The sequence below is a fragment of the Curtobacterium sp. PhB170 genome, from assembly GCF_003752345.1.
In the GTDB taxonomy this organism is placed as follows: Bacteria; Actinomycetota; Actinomycetes; order Actinomycetales; family Microbacteriaceae; genus Curtobacterium.
This window is the reverse complement of record NZ_RJUM01000008.1, coordinates 580974-596492: the sequence shown is the minus strand read 5'-3', so window position 1 is coordinate 596492 and position 15519 is coordinate 580974. Positions and strand designations below refer to the sequence as shown.

Annotated in this window: 12 protein-coding genes and 1 tRNA gene; 5 read left to right on the top strand and 8 right to left on the bottom strand. The window is 72.0% G+C overall.

The window, feature by feature from the left end:
- Window positions 1-2: 2 nt before the first annotated feature.
- Together EDF40_RS03320 and greA are read left to right on the top strand one after the other, a co-directional pair.
- Window positions 3-503 carry a DUF4307 domain-containing protein gene (locus EDF40_RS03320; RefSeq protein ID WP_165918729.1) on the top strand — a complete coding sequence of 167 codons (501 nt, stop codon included), beginning with the start codon at window positions 3-5 and terminating at the stop codon, window positions 501-503.
- A gap of 70 nt (window positions 504-573) precedes the next feature.
- A complete protein-coding gene (greA, locus tag EDF40_RS03315) occupies window positions 574-1062 on the top strand; it encodes a transcription elongation factor GreA (protein ID WP_111084815.1) in 489 nt (162 codons plus the stop codon).
- Window positions 1063-1299: 237 nt separating this feature from the next.
- Here the strand turns inward: greA and ilvA are convergent, their stop codons facing one another.
- Window positions 1300-2559, bottom strand: a complete 1260-nt coding sequence (gene ilvA / locus EDF40_RS03310; protein WP_123340649.1) for a threonine ammonia-lyase — start codon at window positions 2557-2559, stop codon at window positions 1300-1302.
- Window positions 2560-2621: 62 nt separating this feature from the next.
- Window positions 2622-3872 carry an AI-2E family transporter gene (locus EDF40_RS03305; RefSeq protein WP_123340648.1) on the bottom strand — a complete coding sequence of 417 codons (1251 nt, stop codon included), beginning with the start codon at window positions 3870-3872 and terminating at the stop codon, window positions 2622-2624.
- A 92-nt stretch (window positions 3873-3964) separates the two neighbouring features.
- Between EDF40_RS03305 and EDF40_RS03300 the strand changes: the two genes are divergently transcribed.
- Window positions 3965-5236: a winged helix-turn-helix domain-containing protein gene (locus tag EDF40_RS03300; protein WP_123340647.1), complete on the top strand. Its 1272-nt coding sequence runs from the start codon at window positions 3965-3967 to the stop codon at window positions 5234-5236.
- 6 nt (window positions 5237-5242) lie between these two features.
- On the opposite strand, the gene EDF40_RS03295 is transcribed toward EDF40_RS03300, so the two are convergent.
- Window positions 5243-6145, bottom strand: coding sequence for a M48 family metalloprotease (locus tag EDF40_RS03295; RefSeq protein WP_123340646.1), 903 nt, complete (start codon window positions 6143-6145; stop codon window positions 5243-5245).
- Window positions 6146-6164: 19 nt separating this feature from the next.
- Window positions 6165-6746 carry a LemA family protein gene (locus tag EDF40_RS03290; RefSeq protein WP_111084820.1) on the bottom strand — a complete coding sequence of 194 codons (582 nt, stop codon included), beginning with the start codon at window positions 6744-6746 and terminating at the stop codon, window positions 6165-6167.
- Between the two features lie 228 nt (window positions 6747-6974).
- Here EDF40_RS03290 and EDF40_RS03285 point away from each other — a divergent pair, with 228 nt between their 5' ends.
- Window positions 6975-9368: an Ig-like domain-containing protein gene (locus tag EDF40_RS03285; protein ID WP_148053874.1), complete on the top strand. Its 2394-nt coding sequence runs from the start codon at window positions 6975-6977 to the stop codon at window positions 9366-9368.
- Window positions 9369-9460: 92 nt separating this feature from the next.
- The gene (locus EDF40_RS03280) at window positions 9461-11194 is read left to right on the top strand and encodes a class I adenylate-forming enzyme family protein (protein ID WP_123340785.1); all 1734 of its coding nucleotides are present in this window, start codon (window positions 9461-9463) and stop codon (window positions 11192-11194) included.
- 90 nt (window positions 11195-11284) lie between these two features.
- Here EDF40_RS03280 and EDF40_RS03275 read toward each other — a convergent pair whose 3' ends face one another.
- From EDF40_RS03275 to EDF40_RS03260, 4 genes are all read right to left on the bottom strand, one after another.
- Complete coding sequence (locus tag EDF40_RS03275) at window positions 11285-12610, bottom strand: threonine/serine exporter family protein (protein ID WP_123294738.1); 1326 nt, start codon at window positions 12608-12610, stop codon at window positions 11285-11287.
- 10 nt (window positions 12611-12620) lie between these two features.
- Window positions 12621-13280 (bottom strand): class F sortase, encoded by a 660-nt coding sequence (locus tag EDF40_RS03270; RefSeq protein ID WP_123340644.1) that lies wholly within the window; start codon window positions 13278-13280, stop codon window positions 12621-12623.
- Window positions 13281-13452: 172 nt separating this feature from the next.
- Window positions 13453-15003 carry a hypothetical protein gene (locus tag EDF40_RS03265; protein ID WP_148053873.1) on the bottom strand — a complete coding sequence of 517 codons (1551 nt, stop codon included), beginning with the start codon at window positions 15001-15003 and terminating at the stop codon, window positions 13453-13455.
- 385 nt (window positions 15004-15388) lie between these two features.
- Window positions 15389-15465 (bottom strand) — tRNA-Leu (locus EDF40_RS03260).
- Window positions 15466-15519 lie beyond the last annotated feature (54 nt).

Below are 15519 nucleotides of genomic sequence, written 5' to 3'. Positions count from 1 at the left end.
GCGTGGGCGAGCGGAGGACGAGCGGGGACGGGAAGTGCACAGCGACGCGTGAACTACCCTGGGATCAGGATAATCACCCCGGGAGCCCCGAACTGTCCGAACAGCACCACACCGCCACCCTCGACGACCGCTACGGCCGCACCCCGGCCCGCGCGCGCCGCAGCAAGGCCGTCGCGATCACCGCCGCCATCGCCGTGGTCGTGGTGTTCGCCGCCTGGGTGATCTGGGCGGGTCTCGACCAGTCCGACCGCGGCCTCACCGACGACGTCGTGGGGTACGAGGTCCTCTCCCAGCACAGCACGGTCGTGCACTCGCAGGTCTCCGTCGACCCGGGCGTCCGGGCGAAGTGCGCCGTCCAGGTCCTCGACAAGAGCTACTCGATCGTGGGCTGGAAGGAGATCACCCTCGCCCCGTCCGAGCAGCGCACCCGCAGTGTCAGCACCGAGGTGACGACCACGACCCGAGGCGTCACCGGCTTGATCCACGACTGCTGGATTCCCTAGACTGTCCTGATTCGCCTCTCGAGACCGACCACTCGGCCGGTCTCGTTTTTCATGGTCGAAGGGACAGAAGATGAGCAACGACACGCAGGTCACCTGGCTGACCCAGGAGGCGCACGACCGTCTCCAGGCGGAGCTCGACGAGCTGAGCGGCGAGGGCCGTGCCGAGATCGCGCGCCGCATCGAGGCCGCTCGCGAAGAGGGCGACCTCAAGGAGAACGGCGGCTACCACGCCGCCAAGGACGAGCAGGGCAAGATCGAGGCGCGCATCCGCGTCCTCACGAACCTCCTCAAGCACGCGACCGTCAGCGAAGCCGTCTTCGACGGCACGGTCGAGCCCGGCACCGTCGTCACCGCGGTCATCGCGGGCGACGAGTCGACGTTCCTGGTCGGCAGCCGCGAGATCGTCGCCGAGGGCTCCGACCTGACGGTCTACAGCCCGGTCAGCCCCGTCGGTGCGGCGATCGTCGGCCTCAAGGCCGGCGACAAGGCCACCTACACGGCTCCGAACGGCAAGGAGATCGCGGTCGAGGTCGTCAAGATCGAGCGCTACGAGCCGTAGGCAGCACCACAGACGGACAGGAGGCCCGGGGCGACACCGCCACGGGCCTCCTGTCCGTCTGTCGGTCGCGTCCACGGCCCGCGCCTGACTCGGAACGACACCACCGACGTCGTGCGACAGCGACGATGTCGCTCCCCAGCGGCCGCAACAGTTGCACGCGCGCAAGAACGACGTTCTCGGTGTCGCACGACGTCGACGTTGTCGCACCGCCCGTCGGCGCAGGACGCGTGCGCAGGACTAGTGCTCGAGGAGCTCCGGGCGGAAGCCGACCTCGTGCAGGCGCTGGATGACCTCTTGTGCGTGCTCGGGGCCGCGCGCCTCGATCGACAGGTCGAGGGCCACCTCGTTGATGACCAGGCCCTGTCCGTGGCGGGTGTGCAGGACCTCGACCACGTTCGCGCCGGCGTCCGAGATCACCTGGGCGACCCGGGCGAGCTGGCCAGGACGGTCCGGCAACATGATGCGGATGCCGATGTAGCGCGACGCGGCGACCAGACCGCGGGTGATCACACGCTCCATCATGAGCGGGTCGATGTTGCCGCCGCTCAGCAGCACGACGGTGCGCCCGGTGTCGCGGACGGCGCCGGACATGATCGCGGCGACACCGACGGCTCCGGCGGCCTCGACCACGAGCTTCGCACGCTCGAGCAGCACGAGCAGGGCGCGGGCGGTGTCGTCGTCGGAGACCGTGACGATGTCGTCGACCAGGTCGCGGATGATCGGGAAGTTCAGGTCGCCGGGGCGGGCGACCGCGATGCCGTCGGCGATCGTCGGTGTCGTCGTGATGGTGACGGGCTCGCCGGCGCGGATCGACGACGGGTAGGCAGCGGCGTTCTCGGCCTGCACCCCGATGACCTTGATCGGTCGTCCGAGCCGCTCGGCCATGCCCTTGACGGCGAGGGCGATGCCGGAGATGACCCCGCCGCCGCCGATCGGGACGACGACGGTGTCGACGTCGGGCACCTGGTCGATGATCTCGAGGCCGAGGGTCCCCTGGCCGGCGATGACGGCGGGGTGGTCGAACGGCGGGATGAAGACCGCTCCGGTGTGCGCGGCGAAGTCCTTGGCGGCGCTCAGGGCTTCCTCCACCGAGTGGCCGCGCAGCACGACCTCGGCGCCGTAGTGGCGGGTGGCCTGCAGCTTCGGCAGCGCGACGCCGACCGGGGTGAAGATCGTCGCCGGGATGCCGAGCTCGCGGGCGGCGAGGGCGACGCCCTGGGCGTGGTTGCCGGCACTGGCCGCGACGACGCCCTTGGCGCGCTGTTCCTCGGACAGGGTGGACAGGCGGTTGTAGGCGCCGCGGACCTTGTACGCGCCGGTGCGCTGCAGGTTCTCGCACTTCAGGTGCACCGGTGAGCCGAGTACCTCGGCCAGGAACTGCGAGGTCTCCATCGGGGTGACGCGCGCGACGCCCGAGATGGTCTCCCGCGCCGTCTCGATGTCCGCGAGGGTGGGGATCGCGGCGAGCGTGTGCTGGGAGGCGCTGGTGTCGGTCACTCCCCCATCATCGTCGTTCCGGGCGTCCGCGGCGAACCCGTGACACGAGGGATCGTTCAGCGTCAGCCTGCCGTCCCCTTGACCGCGGTCGGCTGCTCGTCGGTGCCCGGCTTCGGGACGTCGCCACGGCGCTTGCGCAGCTTGAGGATCTTGCGCCGGCGCTTGGTCCGGACGTTCTCATCGTGCGCGTCCTGCTTGGCCTCGAGCACGTGGTCGGAGTCCATCGTCTTCCACCGGCCGCTCGAGATGGTCGTGACCATGGAGTTGACGGTGGCGATGAGCGGGACGGCGAAGAACGCGCCCGCGATGCCCGCGAGACCCGACGCCGCGGTGACCCCGAGGACGACGGCGAGCGGGTGCACCTTGACGGCGCTGCCCATGACGAGCGGCTGCAGGATGTGTCCCTCGACCTGCTGCACGACGAGGATCACGCCGAGCATGATGACGGCCGCCACCGGGCCGTTGAAGACCAGGGCGACGAACACCGCCAGGAACCCGGTGACGATCGCGCCGACGACCGGGATGAACGACCCGAGGAACACGAAGACCGCGATCGGCACGACGAGCGGCAGCTGCAGGAAGAACGCACCGAGGCCGATGCCGACGGCGTCGACGAACGCGACGAAGATCTGCACCCGGATGAAGCTCGTCAACGTCGTCCAGCCGGCGACCCCGGCGCCGTCGATCGCGCTGCGGGCGTTCTTCGGGAAGAGCCGGACCGTCCAGCGCCAGACGTTCTTGCCGTCGATGAGCAGGAAGATCACCGTGAAGATGACGATGAACAGGCCGGTGAGGATGTGCGTCAGCGACGACCCCGCGCTGGCCACTCCGGACAGGATCGAGCCGGAGTTGCTCTGCAGCCAGTCGGTCGCCTGGTTGAGGTAGGAGTTCAGGTCCTTCTGACTGATCCCGAGCCCGGAGCTGAGCACGAAGTCGCGGATGTTGTCGTACTGCGACAGGGTGCGGTCGCGGAGCGACGGGTAGGCGGCGGCGATCTGGTCGACGACGAGCCAGATGAGCGCCCCGACGGCGGCGAGCCCACCGACCAGGCTGACGATGACGGCGAGCCACTTCGGCACGTGGTGGCGCTGCATCCAGTTCGACAGCGGGACCAGGAGCGCGGCGACGACGATGCCGATGAGGAACGGGATGAGGATCTCGCTGAACAGCGTCACCAGGTAGATGACCACCGCGACGACGCCGACCACGACGAGGATCCGCCACGACCACGCACCGGCGATCCGCATGCCGGGCGGCACCGCGTCATCGACGACGACGGGATCCGCGTGCGGTGTCTTCTTTCCCCAGGCCATGCGCCGATCCTAGCGATCGGCACGTCCTCGCGTTCCAGATACGGCATACGTTCGGACGCCGCGCTGTCGGCGGGGTTCGGTAGCGTCGCCGCATGGTCAGGTCCTCGCTCTCCGCCGCAGAAGCCCGCCGCGTCGCCCTCGCCGCGCAGGGGTTCGGTCGGCCACCGGCGACGGACGTCTCGACGCGTGCGGTGAACGCTGCGTTCGCCCGGCTCGGGCTGCTGCAGATCGACTCGGTGAACGTGTTCGAGCGCAGCCACTACCTGCCGCTCTTCGCACGGCTGGGGGCGTACGACCGGTCCACGCTCGACCGACTGACCCTCGGCCGGTCCGGGCCCTACACCGAGTACTGGGCGCACGAGGCAGCCCTCATCCCGCGCGACGACCTGCGGCTGTTCCGCTGGCGGATGGACGCCCTGCGGGAGCGCGACGCCGGCCCGACCCGGATCGACGGCGTCACCCGCACCGCCGGGGTCCGACGCGAGCTGCACGCGCTCCTGCGTGCCGAGGGGCCGATGCGGGCCAGCGCGGTCGAGCACGAGTCGAACGTGCGCCGTGGTCCGTGGTGGGGCTGGAGCGACGTGAAACTCGGGCTCGAGCAGATGTTCCGCTGGGGCGAGGCCGTGAGCGCCGGACGGTCGGGCTTCGAGCGCGTGTACGCCCTGCCCGAGCAGGTCCTGCCGGCCGGGTTCCTCGAGACGGCACCGCCGCGCGCTGCCGCAGTGCTCGAACTCGTCCGGTACGCCACCCGCGCCCTCGGGGTCGGCACCCGAGCGGACATCGCCGACTACTACCGACTGCGGTCGGACGACACCGCCGGCGCCATCGCGGAGCTCACCGCTGCCGGCGAGCTCCTGCCCGTGCGGGTCGAGGGCTGGGGTGAGCGGGCCTGGCTCCACCCCGATGCCCGGGTGCCCCGGCAGCTGACCGCCGACGCGGTGCTCAGCCCGTTCGACCCGGTCGTGTGGTTCCGCCGGCGGGCGGAGCGGATGTACGGGTTCCACTACCGGATCGAGATCTACACACCGGCGCCGAAGCGTGTGTTCGGGTACTACGTGCTGCCCGTGCTGCAGGACGACTGCCTCGTCGGCCGGGTCGACCTGAAGAGCGACCGGCAGCGCGGCGTGCTGCGGGTCCGGACCGCGTGGCAGGAGCCCGGCGAGCACCTCGATGCCGAGCGGCTGGCCGAGACCCTCCGACGCACCGCTGCCTGGCAGGGACTCGACGAGGTCGAGGTCACCGATCGGGGCACGGCTGCGGCCGCGGTCGCCGGTGCGCTCGGCCTCCCGCTGGTCCCGCACGAAGCCGTCGACGACGCCGATGCCCCCGAACCCACGGAACAACTCGACCCCGTCGAGGCCTGACCGGGCTCAGAAGCGGTCGGCGTTCGCCCGCAACCGTGCGATGCGGTCCGGCAGCGGCGGGTGCGTCGAGAACAGCCGGTCCATCACGCCGGGGCGCATCGGGTCGGCGATCCACAGGTGCGCCATCGACGAGTTCTGCGTCTGCATCGGTCGGCCGTACGCGCCGAGCTTCTCGAGCGCCCGGGCGAGGCCCTCGGGGTGACGGGTCGTCATCGCACCGGTGGCGTCGGCGAGGTACTCGCGCTGCCGGGACACCGCGGCCTGCACGCCCGCGGCGGCGATCGGCGCCACGACGACGGCCACGATGCCGGCGATGAGCAGTACCGGGTTCGCGCCACCGCCGTTGTCCGAGTTGCGGTTCCGGCCGCCGGACAGGCCGCTGAAGATCGAGATGCGCAGGAGCACGTCGGCGATCAGGCCGACGGCGACCACCAGCCCGAACACCATCGTCGAGACCCGGATGTCGTAGTTGCGGACGTGCCCGAGTTCGTGGGCCATCACACCCTGGAGCTCCTGGTCGTCCATGATCTGGAGCAGCCCGGTCGTCGCCGCGACCACGGCGTGCTCCGGGTCGCGCCCGGTGGCGAAGGCGTTCGGCGACGGGTCCTGGATGACGTAGACCCGGGGCATCGGCATGCCGGTCGAGATCGCCAGGTTCTCGACCGTCCGCCAGAGCCGCGGTTCGGAGGTGCGGTCGATCTCGATGCCACCGGCGATGGCGGTCGCCTGCCGAGCGGCGAAGAAGTACTGCAGCACCGCGTAGCCCAGGGCGACGGTGAGCACGATCACGCCGATCGAAACGTTCCCCGCCAGGTAGCCGCCGAGGAACCCGAGCGCGCCGATGATCAGCAGGAAGACCAGGACGATGACGACGGTGTTGCGCTTGTTCCGCGCGATGGCGCTGTACACGGCAGCTGCGAGGCTGGGGTCAGAACTGGACGCGCGGCGGCTCGGCGATGGCTGCCGGCTCGGCTGTCTCGAAGAACGTCGCCTCGGCGAAGCCCCGTCGCTTGGCGAACGTGGAGTTCGGGAAGACCCGGATCTTCGTGTTCAGCTCGCGCACGCCGCCGTTGTAGAAGCGCCGGGCGGACTGGATCTTGTCCTCGGTGTCGACGAGCTCGGTCTGCAGCTGCAGGAAGTTCTGGCTCGACTGCAGCTGCGGGTACCCCTCGGCGACCGCGAACACGCTCTTCAGCGCCTTCTGCATGTGTCCCTCGGCCGCGGAGGCCGTGCCGGCGTCACCGGCCGTCAGGGTCTCGGAGCGCGCCTTGGTGACGTCGTCGAAGACGGCCTTCTCGTGGGTGGCGTACCCCTTGACCGTGTCGACGATGGTCGGGATCAGGTCGGCGCGCCGCTTCAGCTGCACCGAGATGTCGCTCCAGGCCTCGTCCACACGGACCTTGAGCGTGACGAGCGAGTTGTACGTCACCCAGAGGTAGATCCCGATGATGACCAGGATCACCACCACCACTCCGACGACGATCAGCGTCGTGACGAGTCCGGTGTCCATGCTCGGGTGCTCCTTCTCGCGTTCGGATCCGCGGTGCTGCGTGGCCTGGACGGCCGTCGTGAAGTCTACCGACGCGTCCGCGGTGCTCGCGTCGACCATCAGGGTTCACGGGCGATTCCCGAGTCACGCACACCGGGCGTTCGGGCTGCGGGGCGAACACGACCGGATGCGGGACATCATCCGCGAGGTGTATTGACCCAGCGGCCCGGATCACGTGGGATGGAGCCGGTGAGCACGCGAGGGGACAACGTGGACGACCGGGCCGTCGGGGGCGACGGCCCTCGTCGTCGTACCCGGTTCGTCGCGCTCGCCTCGGCCACGGCCGTCCTCGCCGCGGCATTGCTGGCGGCGGCGGCCGCCCCCGCGTTCGCCGGCACAGCGGCCCACGAACAGGCGACCACCGAACGCGTCAGCGCCGCGAGCACCGCGACCCCCGCACCGGGCGAACTCGTGGGCCCGCCGAGCAGCGGTCGCCCCGGCACCCCCACGCCCCCGCCCGCGTCCACCGGACGACCGCCCGTCGCACCGACCATCGCCGACCCGGGGGACGTGACGAGCAGCACCGCACGGTTCCACGGCACCGGGACCCCGGCGCACGTCGTCCGCGTCGCGGGCCCCGCGTCGACCGGTTCGGCCGGGTGCTCGGCCCAGGTGCAGCCGAACCGTTCGTGGTCGTGCCTCGGTACGGTGCGGTCGGGTCCGCAGCAGGTCTTCACGGTGCGGGACGTCACCACGCCGAGCCAGCCGCCCGCGAGTGCCCCGGCCTCCGACGTCATCGTGCCGCCGACCATCGCGTCCGACCACCCGACCAGCGGCGCGCTCTCCGGCACGGGCTTCCCCGGTTCCACCGTGGTGCTGTCGGTCTCCGGATCGTCGACGCAGCAGACCGCCCCGGTCGGCCCGGACGGTCGGTGGGTGACCTCGCTCGCGCTGCGGTCCGACGCGACCGTCACCGTGACCGCCTCGCAGACCGCCAGCACGGCGCGCGGTTACCGCTCCGACCTGCGCAGTGCGTCCTCGGCCCCGGTGCGGATCACGGTCGACCGCACAGCACCGGCAGCCCCGCGGATCACCGCACCCGACGACGGCGACCGCGTCGGTTCGCGTGCCACGGTCGTCCGCGGCACCGGCGAACCCGGTGCCGACGTGACCGTCTACGTCGACCGCGCACCCGTCTGCCGGGCCGAGGTCGCTGCGAACGGTTCCTGGTCCTGCTCCACCGCGGGGTCGCAGCTGCGGGCCGGCGGACACGACCTCACCGCGACGCAGCACGACGCCGCCGGCAACTACTCGCGATCGTCCGCTGCCGTGCAGGTCACCGTGTGGTCGACCTCGGGCACCCCGAACGGCACCCACGGCACCCCCGGCACCTCCGGAACCGGCGGGGACGCACCGACCAACGGCAACGGCTCCGACTCCGACTCCGACTCCGACTCCGGCTCCGGCACCACGACCGCACCGGGTGACGGCCAGACCCCCGGCGACGCGGAGACCCCGGCCGGCGCCGGAACCGGGAACGCAGGCGGCACCGGCGACGACGGCCTCGGATCGGCGGCAGCGCCCGGTGACGGCACCGACCCGACCGGCACGAGCATCCCCGGGGCCGCGGGCTCCGGCGGCGGCCACACCGACTGGTCGGGCCCCGCGGGCGACTGGACCGCCGCCACCGCCTACGACCGCACCGTTCCGACGATCCAGGCCGCGTTCTCGTGGCGGACCGTCCTGATCGCCACGGCCGTCGCCGCTGGGTTCCTCCTGTTGATCGCCGCACCCCTCGCGCTCGTCGCGGCCGCTGCCCGCGGGCGCATCCGCTCGCCCTTCGCCGGACTGCTCGGGCGGAACCGCTCGCGCTCGGACCGCACCGGGTCCGACGACGTGCTTCCGACGTGGGTGTCCATCACCGTCGCGGTGGCCGTCGCCGCCCTGTGCACGCTGCTCGGCGTGGGCGTCTCGCTCGAGGCCCGCTACGTCCGCCTCGCCATCGCCGTGCTGCTCGGCACCGCGGTGCTCACGGCGGCCGTGGTGCTCGTGACCCGGTGGGCAGCCGGGCCCGACCACCGTGCGGTGGGCTTCCGGGTGTCCCCGTGGCTGGTGCTCGCGGCGCTCGTGGCGTGCGGGATCACGCGGGCCGCGGACCTCTCCCCCGCCCTGATCGTCGGAGTGGTGCTCGTGCCGTCGGGACGCCCCGACCTGGACACCGCCGCACTGCGCCTGGGCTCCGGGATCGCCGCCGGTGCCCGGAGCGCGACCTGGCGGACGGTTGCGCTGCTCGGACTCGCGACCGCGGGGTGGGTGCTCCACAGCCTGACCGCGGGCGGGGGCTTCTGGTCCGCGTTGACGTCGGAGTTCGCCATCACCCTGTGCGTCGGCGGGGTCGGTGCCGTCGTCGCGACACTGCTGCCGTTCGCCGGGTCGGCCGGCAGTGCGGTCCTGATGGCCTCGCGTGGCCGGTACGTGGCACTGGCGGTCGTCGCGGTCGCGCTCACCGCCGCGGTCTACTCGGGTCCCGCGGGGACCCACGCGTCGCCGGTGCTGCTCGGTGCGGTCGGCGCGGCCTGCGTGGCGGGCGCGATCGGGGCTTGGTTCTGGGCGCGCACCGCGCGACCGGACGCGGCCGCCTGACCCGCACCGGGCCTCCCGTCCGCCGTCCCCGCGCGGCGGATACAGTGACGATCGGTGCGTGACGCGCCGTTCGACCGCCCCAGGGAGCGATGATGACCGAGACCCGATCCGACTACGACCCGACGCGGTTCCGCGAGGTGTTCGAGGGCAGCTACACGTACGCGAACGGCTTCGCGCGGAACACCCACCGCTTCGCGGACCGGCCCGCGCTGCGCGACCCGGACACGGGTCGATCGTGGACCTACGCGGAGCTCGGGGACGTCGTCGACCACATCGGCGGGTGGCTCGTCCGGCACGGTGCCGGTCGCGGTTCGGTCGTGATGGTCGAGCTGTTCAACTCGCCCGAGTTCGCGATGCTCTACCTGGCGTGCCACCGCATCGGCGCGGTGTTCTCGCCGACGAACTTCCGGCTCGCGCCCGACGAGGTCGCCTTCATCATCGAGGACTCCGCGCCCGTGGTGCTGGTGCACGACGCAGTGCGCGGCGACGACATCGCTCGAGCGCTCGAGACCGCGCCGCACCGTCCGGACCACATCGTCGTCGTCGGTGGCGACGACCAGGTCGCACACCGCGACCACGACGCGCACGACCCCGACCCGCGCGACGACCACGCCGCGCGCAACGCGCGGGTCGCGTTCACCGCCCTCCTCGCCGCCGACCCGGTCACCCCCGCCGAGCTCGCCGCGACCGAGCCCCGCAGCACCTACGACGAGACCACCCGGCTCTACACCTCCGGCACCACCGGGCGACCGAAGCCGGTGCCCCTGCCGAGCCTGGTCGAGGTGCTCAGCGCCCACGACGTCGTGATGCACTTCCCGCTCAGCCCCTTCGACAAGACGCTCAACATGTCGCCGCTGTTCCACCGTGGCGGCCTGTACTCGGGCGGCCCGAACCCGGTGTTCTACGTCGGCGCCGAGCTCACCACCCTGCGGCACTTCGACGCGGAGCGGGTGCTCGACCTGGTCGAGTCCGAGCGGCTGACCTTCCTGATCGGTGCGCCGCCGAACCTGGTGCAGCTCGCGAACGCGCAAGAGGCTCGTGCCCGCGACCTGTCGTCCCTGCACGGCATCGTCACGATGGGTGCCCCGCTCGACCGCGCCGCCGCACTCCGCTACCAGGAGCTGCTGTCCCCGCGGATCTTCAACGGCTACGGCACGACCGAGACCTTCTGGAACACCTTCCTGCGTCCCGAGGACTTCCCCGACGGTGCCGGCTCCACCGGACGCGCGTCGACGGACGACGACGTCGCGGTGGTGCGCGTGTACGAGGACCGCCTGGCCGACCCGAGCGACACCGTGCCGAAGGACGGCTCCGAGATCGGCGAGTTCGCGGTCCGGACCGTGAAGTCCGGCTACTCGTACCGCAACCCGGGGCTCGAGGCGGAGAAGTTCGCGAACGGCTGGTTCTACCCCGGCGACCTCGCCACGTGGGACGAGCACGAGCGGGTGACGATCGTCGGTCGCAAGGACGACATGATCATCTCCGGCGGCGAGAACGTCCACCCCGTCCAGGTCGAGGCCGCACTGCAGGAGCACCCCGGCGTCGCCGACTCGATCGTCGTCGGGATCCCGGACGAGCGTTGGGGCGAGGTCGTCACGGCGTACGTGGTCCGTGCAGCGGGACGGCTACCGGACGACGACGTCGCAGCCGCCGCCGAGCTCGAGGAGTGGACGGGCTCGCACCCCGGTCTCGCCCGCTACAAGCGGCCGCGGCGGTACCGCTTCGTCGACGAGCTGCCCTACAACGCGACGGGCAAGAAGGTGCACTACCTCGCCAAGGCGACGGCAGCGGAGGACCAGGCGGCGGGCCGACTGCTCGAGCCGTAGCGGGTTCTGCACGTGCGCGGCGCCGGACGGGAGGCCCGTGGCGGCCCCGCCCCGCGCCTCCCGTCCGTCACCGGTCGCGTCCACCCGGCGCTACGTGTGGCTCGGCGCGTTCCGGGCGAACAGGCCCGGCAGCAACCCACCGATCTTCGTCCCGATGCACAGGCTGACGAAGGTCGCCAGGGGCGTCGCGAGGGACTCGGGATCGAACGTGGCCACCGCCACCAGCCCGACGGTCCCGGGGACGAGCAGCAGGAACGCCGGGAAGAACGACACCGTCGCCGGGATCGCCGGCACGAGCCGCTCGAGCAGCCGTGTCGCGACGAACAACAGGGCCGCCGTCGCGCCGGTCGCGACGACGCTCCCCCACACCGGCGTCGTCCCGCTCACCAGGGCGTAGGCGGTGACCATGACGGCCACCGACACGAGCGTCAGCCGCCAGCCCGACCGGAACACCAGGCCGAGGCCGACCGCCAGGACCACCACGGCGACCCACGACACCCAGTAGGACGGCACGGACTCCCACCCGGCCAGGTCCGTGCCGACGCCGGCGACCTCGCCGACGAGCGCGGCCGAGGACGGGTCGACGTGCAGCCCGGTCAGCGCACTGCCCGAGGCGATGCCGGCCGCCATGAAGCCGAGCATGATCAGCCCCTGGACCAGCCGCGAGGACCCGGTCACGATGTCCGCGGCGGTCAGTTCGAGCAGGGCGTTGGTGATGAGGGCACCGGGGACGAACACCGCCACCGGGGCGCACACGGCGAACAGCGGGACCTGCTCGAACCCGGCACCCGCGGCGACGAGTCCGACGATGGCCGTCGACACGAAGGCCGCCAGGAACGGGATGATCGCGACGGCCTCGCGGAAGCGCCGGAGCAGCAGGCCGATGACCCCGACGAGCGCACCGACCAGGAGTGCGAGCAGGATCGCCCACCACGGGCACCGGAACACCACCGCGAGGCCGGCGGAGGTCAGCGCGTTGCCGAGGATCCACGGCAGTGCGGGCGGCGGGACCGTGCCGGCACGGATGGCCCGGACCCGCGCGGGGATCTCGGCGAGGGCGATGGACCCGCTCTCCAACCCGAGCACGACCCGGTTCGCCCGTGCAGCCTGTCGCGACGACAGCTCGACGCCCTCGGCGTTCACGATCGTCGCCGCACCGGTCGAGACCTCGCTCACCATCACCAGCGCTGGCAGCACCCCGATCGCCAGGGTCGGACCGACCCCGGCGGCGTCGCGGGCCTTCTCGAGCGCCGAGCGGACGTCGGTGACGGAGCTGCCCGCGTCGAGCAGCAGTGCACCGAGCGTGCCGAGGAGCATGCCGACGGGGACGGTCTCGCCGTCGACGACCTCGACGTGGGCCTCGGGCCGACGGAGGGCGTTCTGCAGGTTCGCGAGTGCGCTTCCGAGTCCGACCACGCAGGCGATGTTAGCGATCGAGCGTGGCCTCGATGACCACGTTGTCGACCGAGGCGGAGCCGTCCGGCCGCTGCAGGCACGTGATGAGCAGGAGCCGGCCGGGCTCGTCCGCCCAGACGTCGGCATCGGTGGCCACGGTCGCCTTCGTGATCCGCTCGGAACCGGTCACCGTCCACCGCGCGTCGCCGATCCGGACGCTGCTGCCGACCGCGACCTCGGAGCGTTGCCCGTCGACGTCGATGAGCAGGTTGCCCGGGCCGATCGCACCGTTCCGCAGCGAGTGCATGACGACGAACACGGTGCCGTCCGCGCGATCCGCCAGCGGGACCCCCAGGTTGCGGACCCGGTACGCCTCACTGAACCCCGGCGGCGTGATCTGCCCGTCGACGGCGTCCAGTTCGCCGAGCGGCACCTCGAGCCCGACCGACGGCACCACGAGCTGGACGCCGGAGTCGGCGACCGCGTTCGACGCAGACGCCGCCGTCCCCGACTCGCCCGGGTCGAGCGTGACCTGCTTGCCGTCGAGCGACGTGCCGGTGATCGCCGTCGGCGAGGCCGCTCCGGTGGTCGCCGTGACCACACCGACCACGCCGACGACGAGGGTCGCCGCGGCGAGCACGGCGGTCGTCCAGAGCAGCGCGGTGCGCGGTCGGGTGCGTGAGGCGGTCATCTTCCGTTCCGGGGTGGTGACGGACGTGTCGGACGGGAGGCGCGCCTAACCCCACCGGCACGGCCGGAGCGCCGCTGGGGCGCCGCTCCGGAACCGGCGGCGTGGGCCCAGTCCGACACCTGGGTGCCGGGATCCGCGTGGCGGGGTCGACCGCCCCGCGGATCCCGGTGCGTCAGTCCTGCTGGGTGACGCGGCGGCGGTACGCGATGAACGCGACCGAGCCGAGGGCGATGACGCCGACGGCCGACAGGCCGATCCACGGCAGGGCCGAGGTGCCGGAGACGGTGCCTCCGGTGTTCACGGCTGCTCCGGTGGTGACGGCCGTGGTGGTGTCGACCGGGTCGACGACGACGGTGCCGTCAGCGGTGACCGTGACGGCGAGCGAGACCACGGCGGTGCCGTCCGACGACTCCACCGCGATGGTGTGTGCGCCGGCCGGGGTGTCCGCGGGGATCACGACCGAGGTCGCGAAGGCCCCGTCGGCGTCCGTGGTCACGGTGCCGAGGACGACCGGGTCGCTGTGCAGGACGACCGAGTACTCCGTCGCTGCCGGCAGGCCCTCGGCGCGCAGCGGCACCGAGTCGCCGACCGTGAAGGTGGTGGTGCCACCGGTGCTGATCGACGGGGCCGGGGTGGTCGGCCCGGTGGTGGGCTCCGCGGTCGGGCCGGTGGTCGGGCCGGTCGTGGGCTCCGGGGTGCCGGGCTCGCCCGGCTCGGTCGTCGGCTCCGGCGTCACCGGGGTGGTCGGCTCGGTCGTCGGCTCCGGCGTGCCGGGCTCGCTCGGCTCGGTCGGCTCAGTCGGCTCGGTCGGCTCGGTCGTAGGTGCCTCGGCCGCCGTGTAGGCGATCGAGATCGACTGCGGCTTCTTGGCCGCGGCGTCGTTCGCGCCGGAGGTGTACCAGTACGAGCTCTGACCGGTCTCGTTCTGGAAGTCGACGAAGTCCGCCGGCCACGAACCCCAGTCGGTGTTCGTCTTGTTCAGGCTCGTCGCCGACGCAGGCTCGACGCCTTGCCAGTCCGGGCTCACGGTGATGCCCGAGCTCGTGACGTCGACGTCGGTGAGGGTGGCGAGGTGCACGGTGCGCGGGGTGAGCGGCGCCCAGCTGCCCCCGTCGCGCGAGGCCGCGTAGCCCGAGACCGTCGCGGTGAGCTCACCCGTGCCGTCCGCTGCGACGTGCAGTTCCGGGTCCTCGGCGGACCAGTAGGTCAGGCCGCCGTAGAACGCGACCGTGAAGCCGCCGTCCCACGCGATGTCCGCGGTGCCGGCTGCGGCGTCGACGGTGCCCGTCCCCGCGGCGAGCGTCAGGACCCCGGCGGTCGTGGTGCCCGGGCGGACCGTGGCGCCGTCGCCGGTCTGGCACTTCGTGGCGAAGGTCGGGGTCGAGGTACCGCCCGCGGCCTTCGGGTAAGCGATCGAGACGTTGCCGGCCGAAGCGGCGTAGCCGGGCGACGGGTTGGTCGCGGTCCACGGAGCCGAGGCACCCGAGTTGCCGGCGACCCCGGCGGACAGGAAGTTGCAGCCGCCGAAGTAGGCGCCGGCGTTGGCCTCGTTGCTGAGGCTCCAGGACAGCGACGCGTCGGTGACGTCGGCGGAGGCGGCGTTCGCGGGGGCGGCGCCGAGCGCGGCGGCCGCGGCGATCGTCGCGCCGACGGCGACGGCGGTCGCGCCGGCGGCCAGACGCCGGGCGCGAGGAGAGGACAGGTGCATTCGGGTGGTCTCCAAGTTTGGGTAGCCTTACCTAACTCCCTGAGCATAGGGACAGGAGTTAGGTAAGGCAACCCTAACTTTGGGTCGACTGGACATGTTCGTGCGCGGACCTGGTTCGCGCACGTCAAAGCGACAGTTGTCCGCACGGACGCGCCGTCCTGCCCGCGAAAGCGACGTAGTGCCGCGAACGGTTGGCGGCACGACGTCGCTTTCCCGAGATGCACGCGTGTGACGGACGGGAGGCGCGGTGCGGGCGCGCCACGGGCCTCCCGGCCGGGCTGGGGCCGGTTCACACCCGCCGAAGCGACAGATCTCCGCGCGGATGCGCTGTCTTGCCCGCCAGGGCGACAGTGTGCCGCGAACGGTTGGCGGCACGACGTCGCTTTCGCGAGACTCGAACTGGTACCCCCGGTGGGACTCGAACCCACAACTCGGCGATTTTAAGTCGCATGCCTCTACCGATTGGGCCACGGGGGCGGGCCGCAACAGCCTACCGATGCGCGAGAGGCGGCCACCCCGAAGGGTGACCGC

Bases quoted from the DNA above. Each gene is read 5' to 3' on its own strand.
- greA (WP_111084815.1), top strand. From the start codon at position 574: ATGAGCAACGACACGCAGGTCACCTGGCTGACCCAGGAGGCGCACGAC.
- EDF40_RS03290 (WP_111084820.1), bottom strand. From the start codon at position 6,746: ATGGACACCGGACTCGTCACGACGCTGATCGTCGTCGGAGTGGTGGTG.
- EDF40_RS03280 (WP_123340785.1), top strand. From the start codon at position 9,461: ATGACCGAGACCCGATCCGACTACGACCCGACGCGGTTCCGCGAGGTG.
- EDF40_RS03305 (WP_123340648.1), bottom strand. From the start codon at position 3,872: ATGGCCTGGGGAAAGAAGACACCGCACGCGGATCCCGTCGTCGTCGAT.
- EDF40_RS03270 (WP_123340644.1), bottom strand. From the start codon at position 13,280: ATGACCGCCTCACGCACCCGACCGCGCACCGCGCTGCTCTGGACGACC.
- EDF40_RS03300 (WP_123340647.1), top strand. From the start codon at position 3,965: ATGGTCAGGTCCTCGCTCTCCGCCGCAGAAGCCCGCCGCGTCGCCCTC.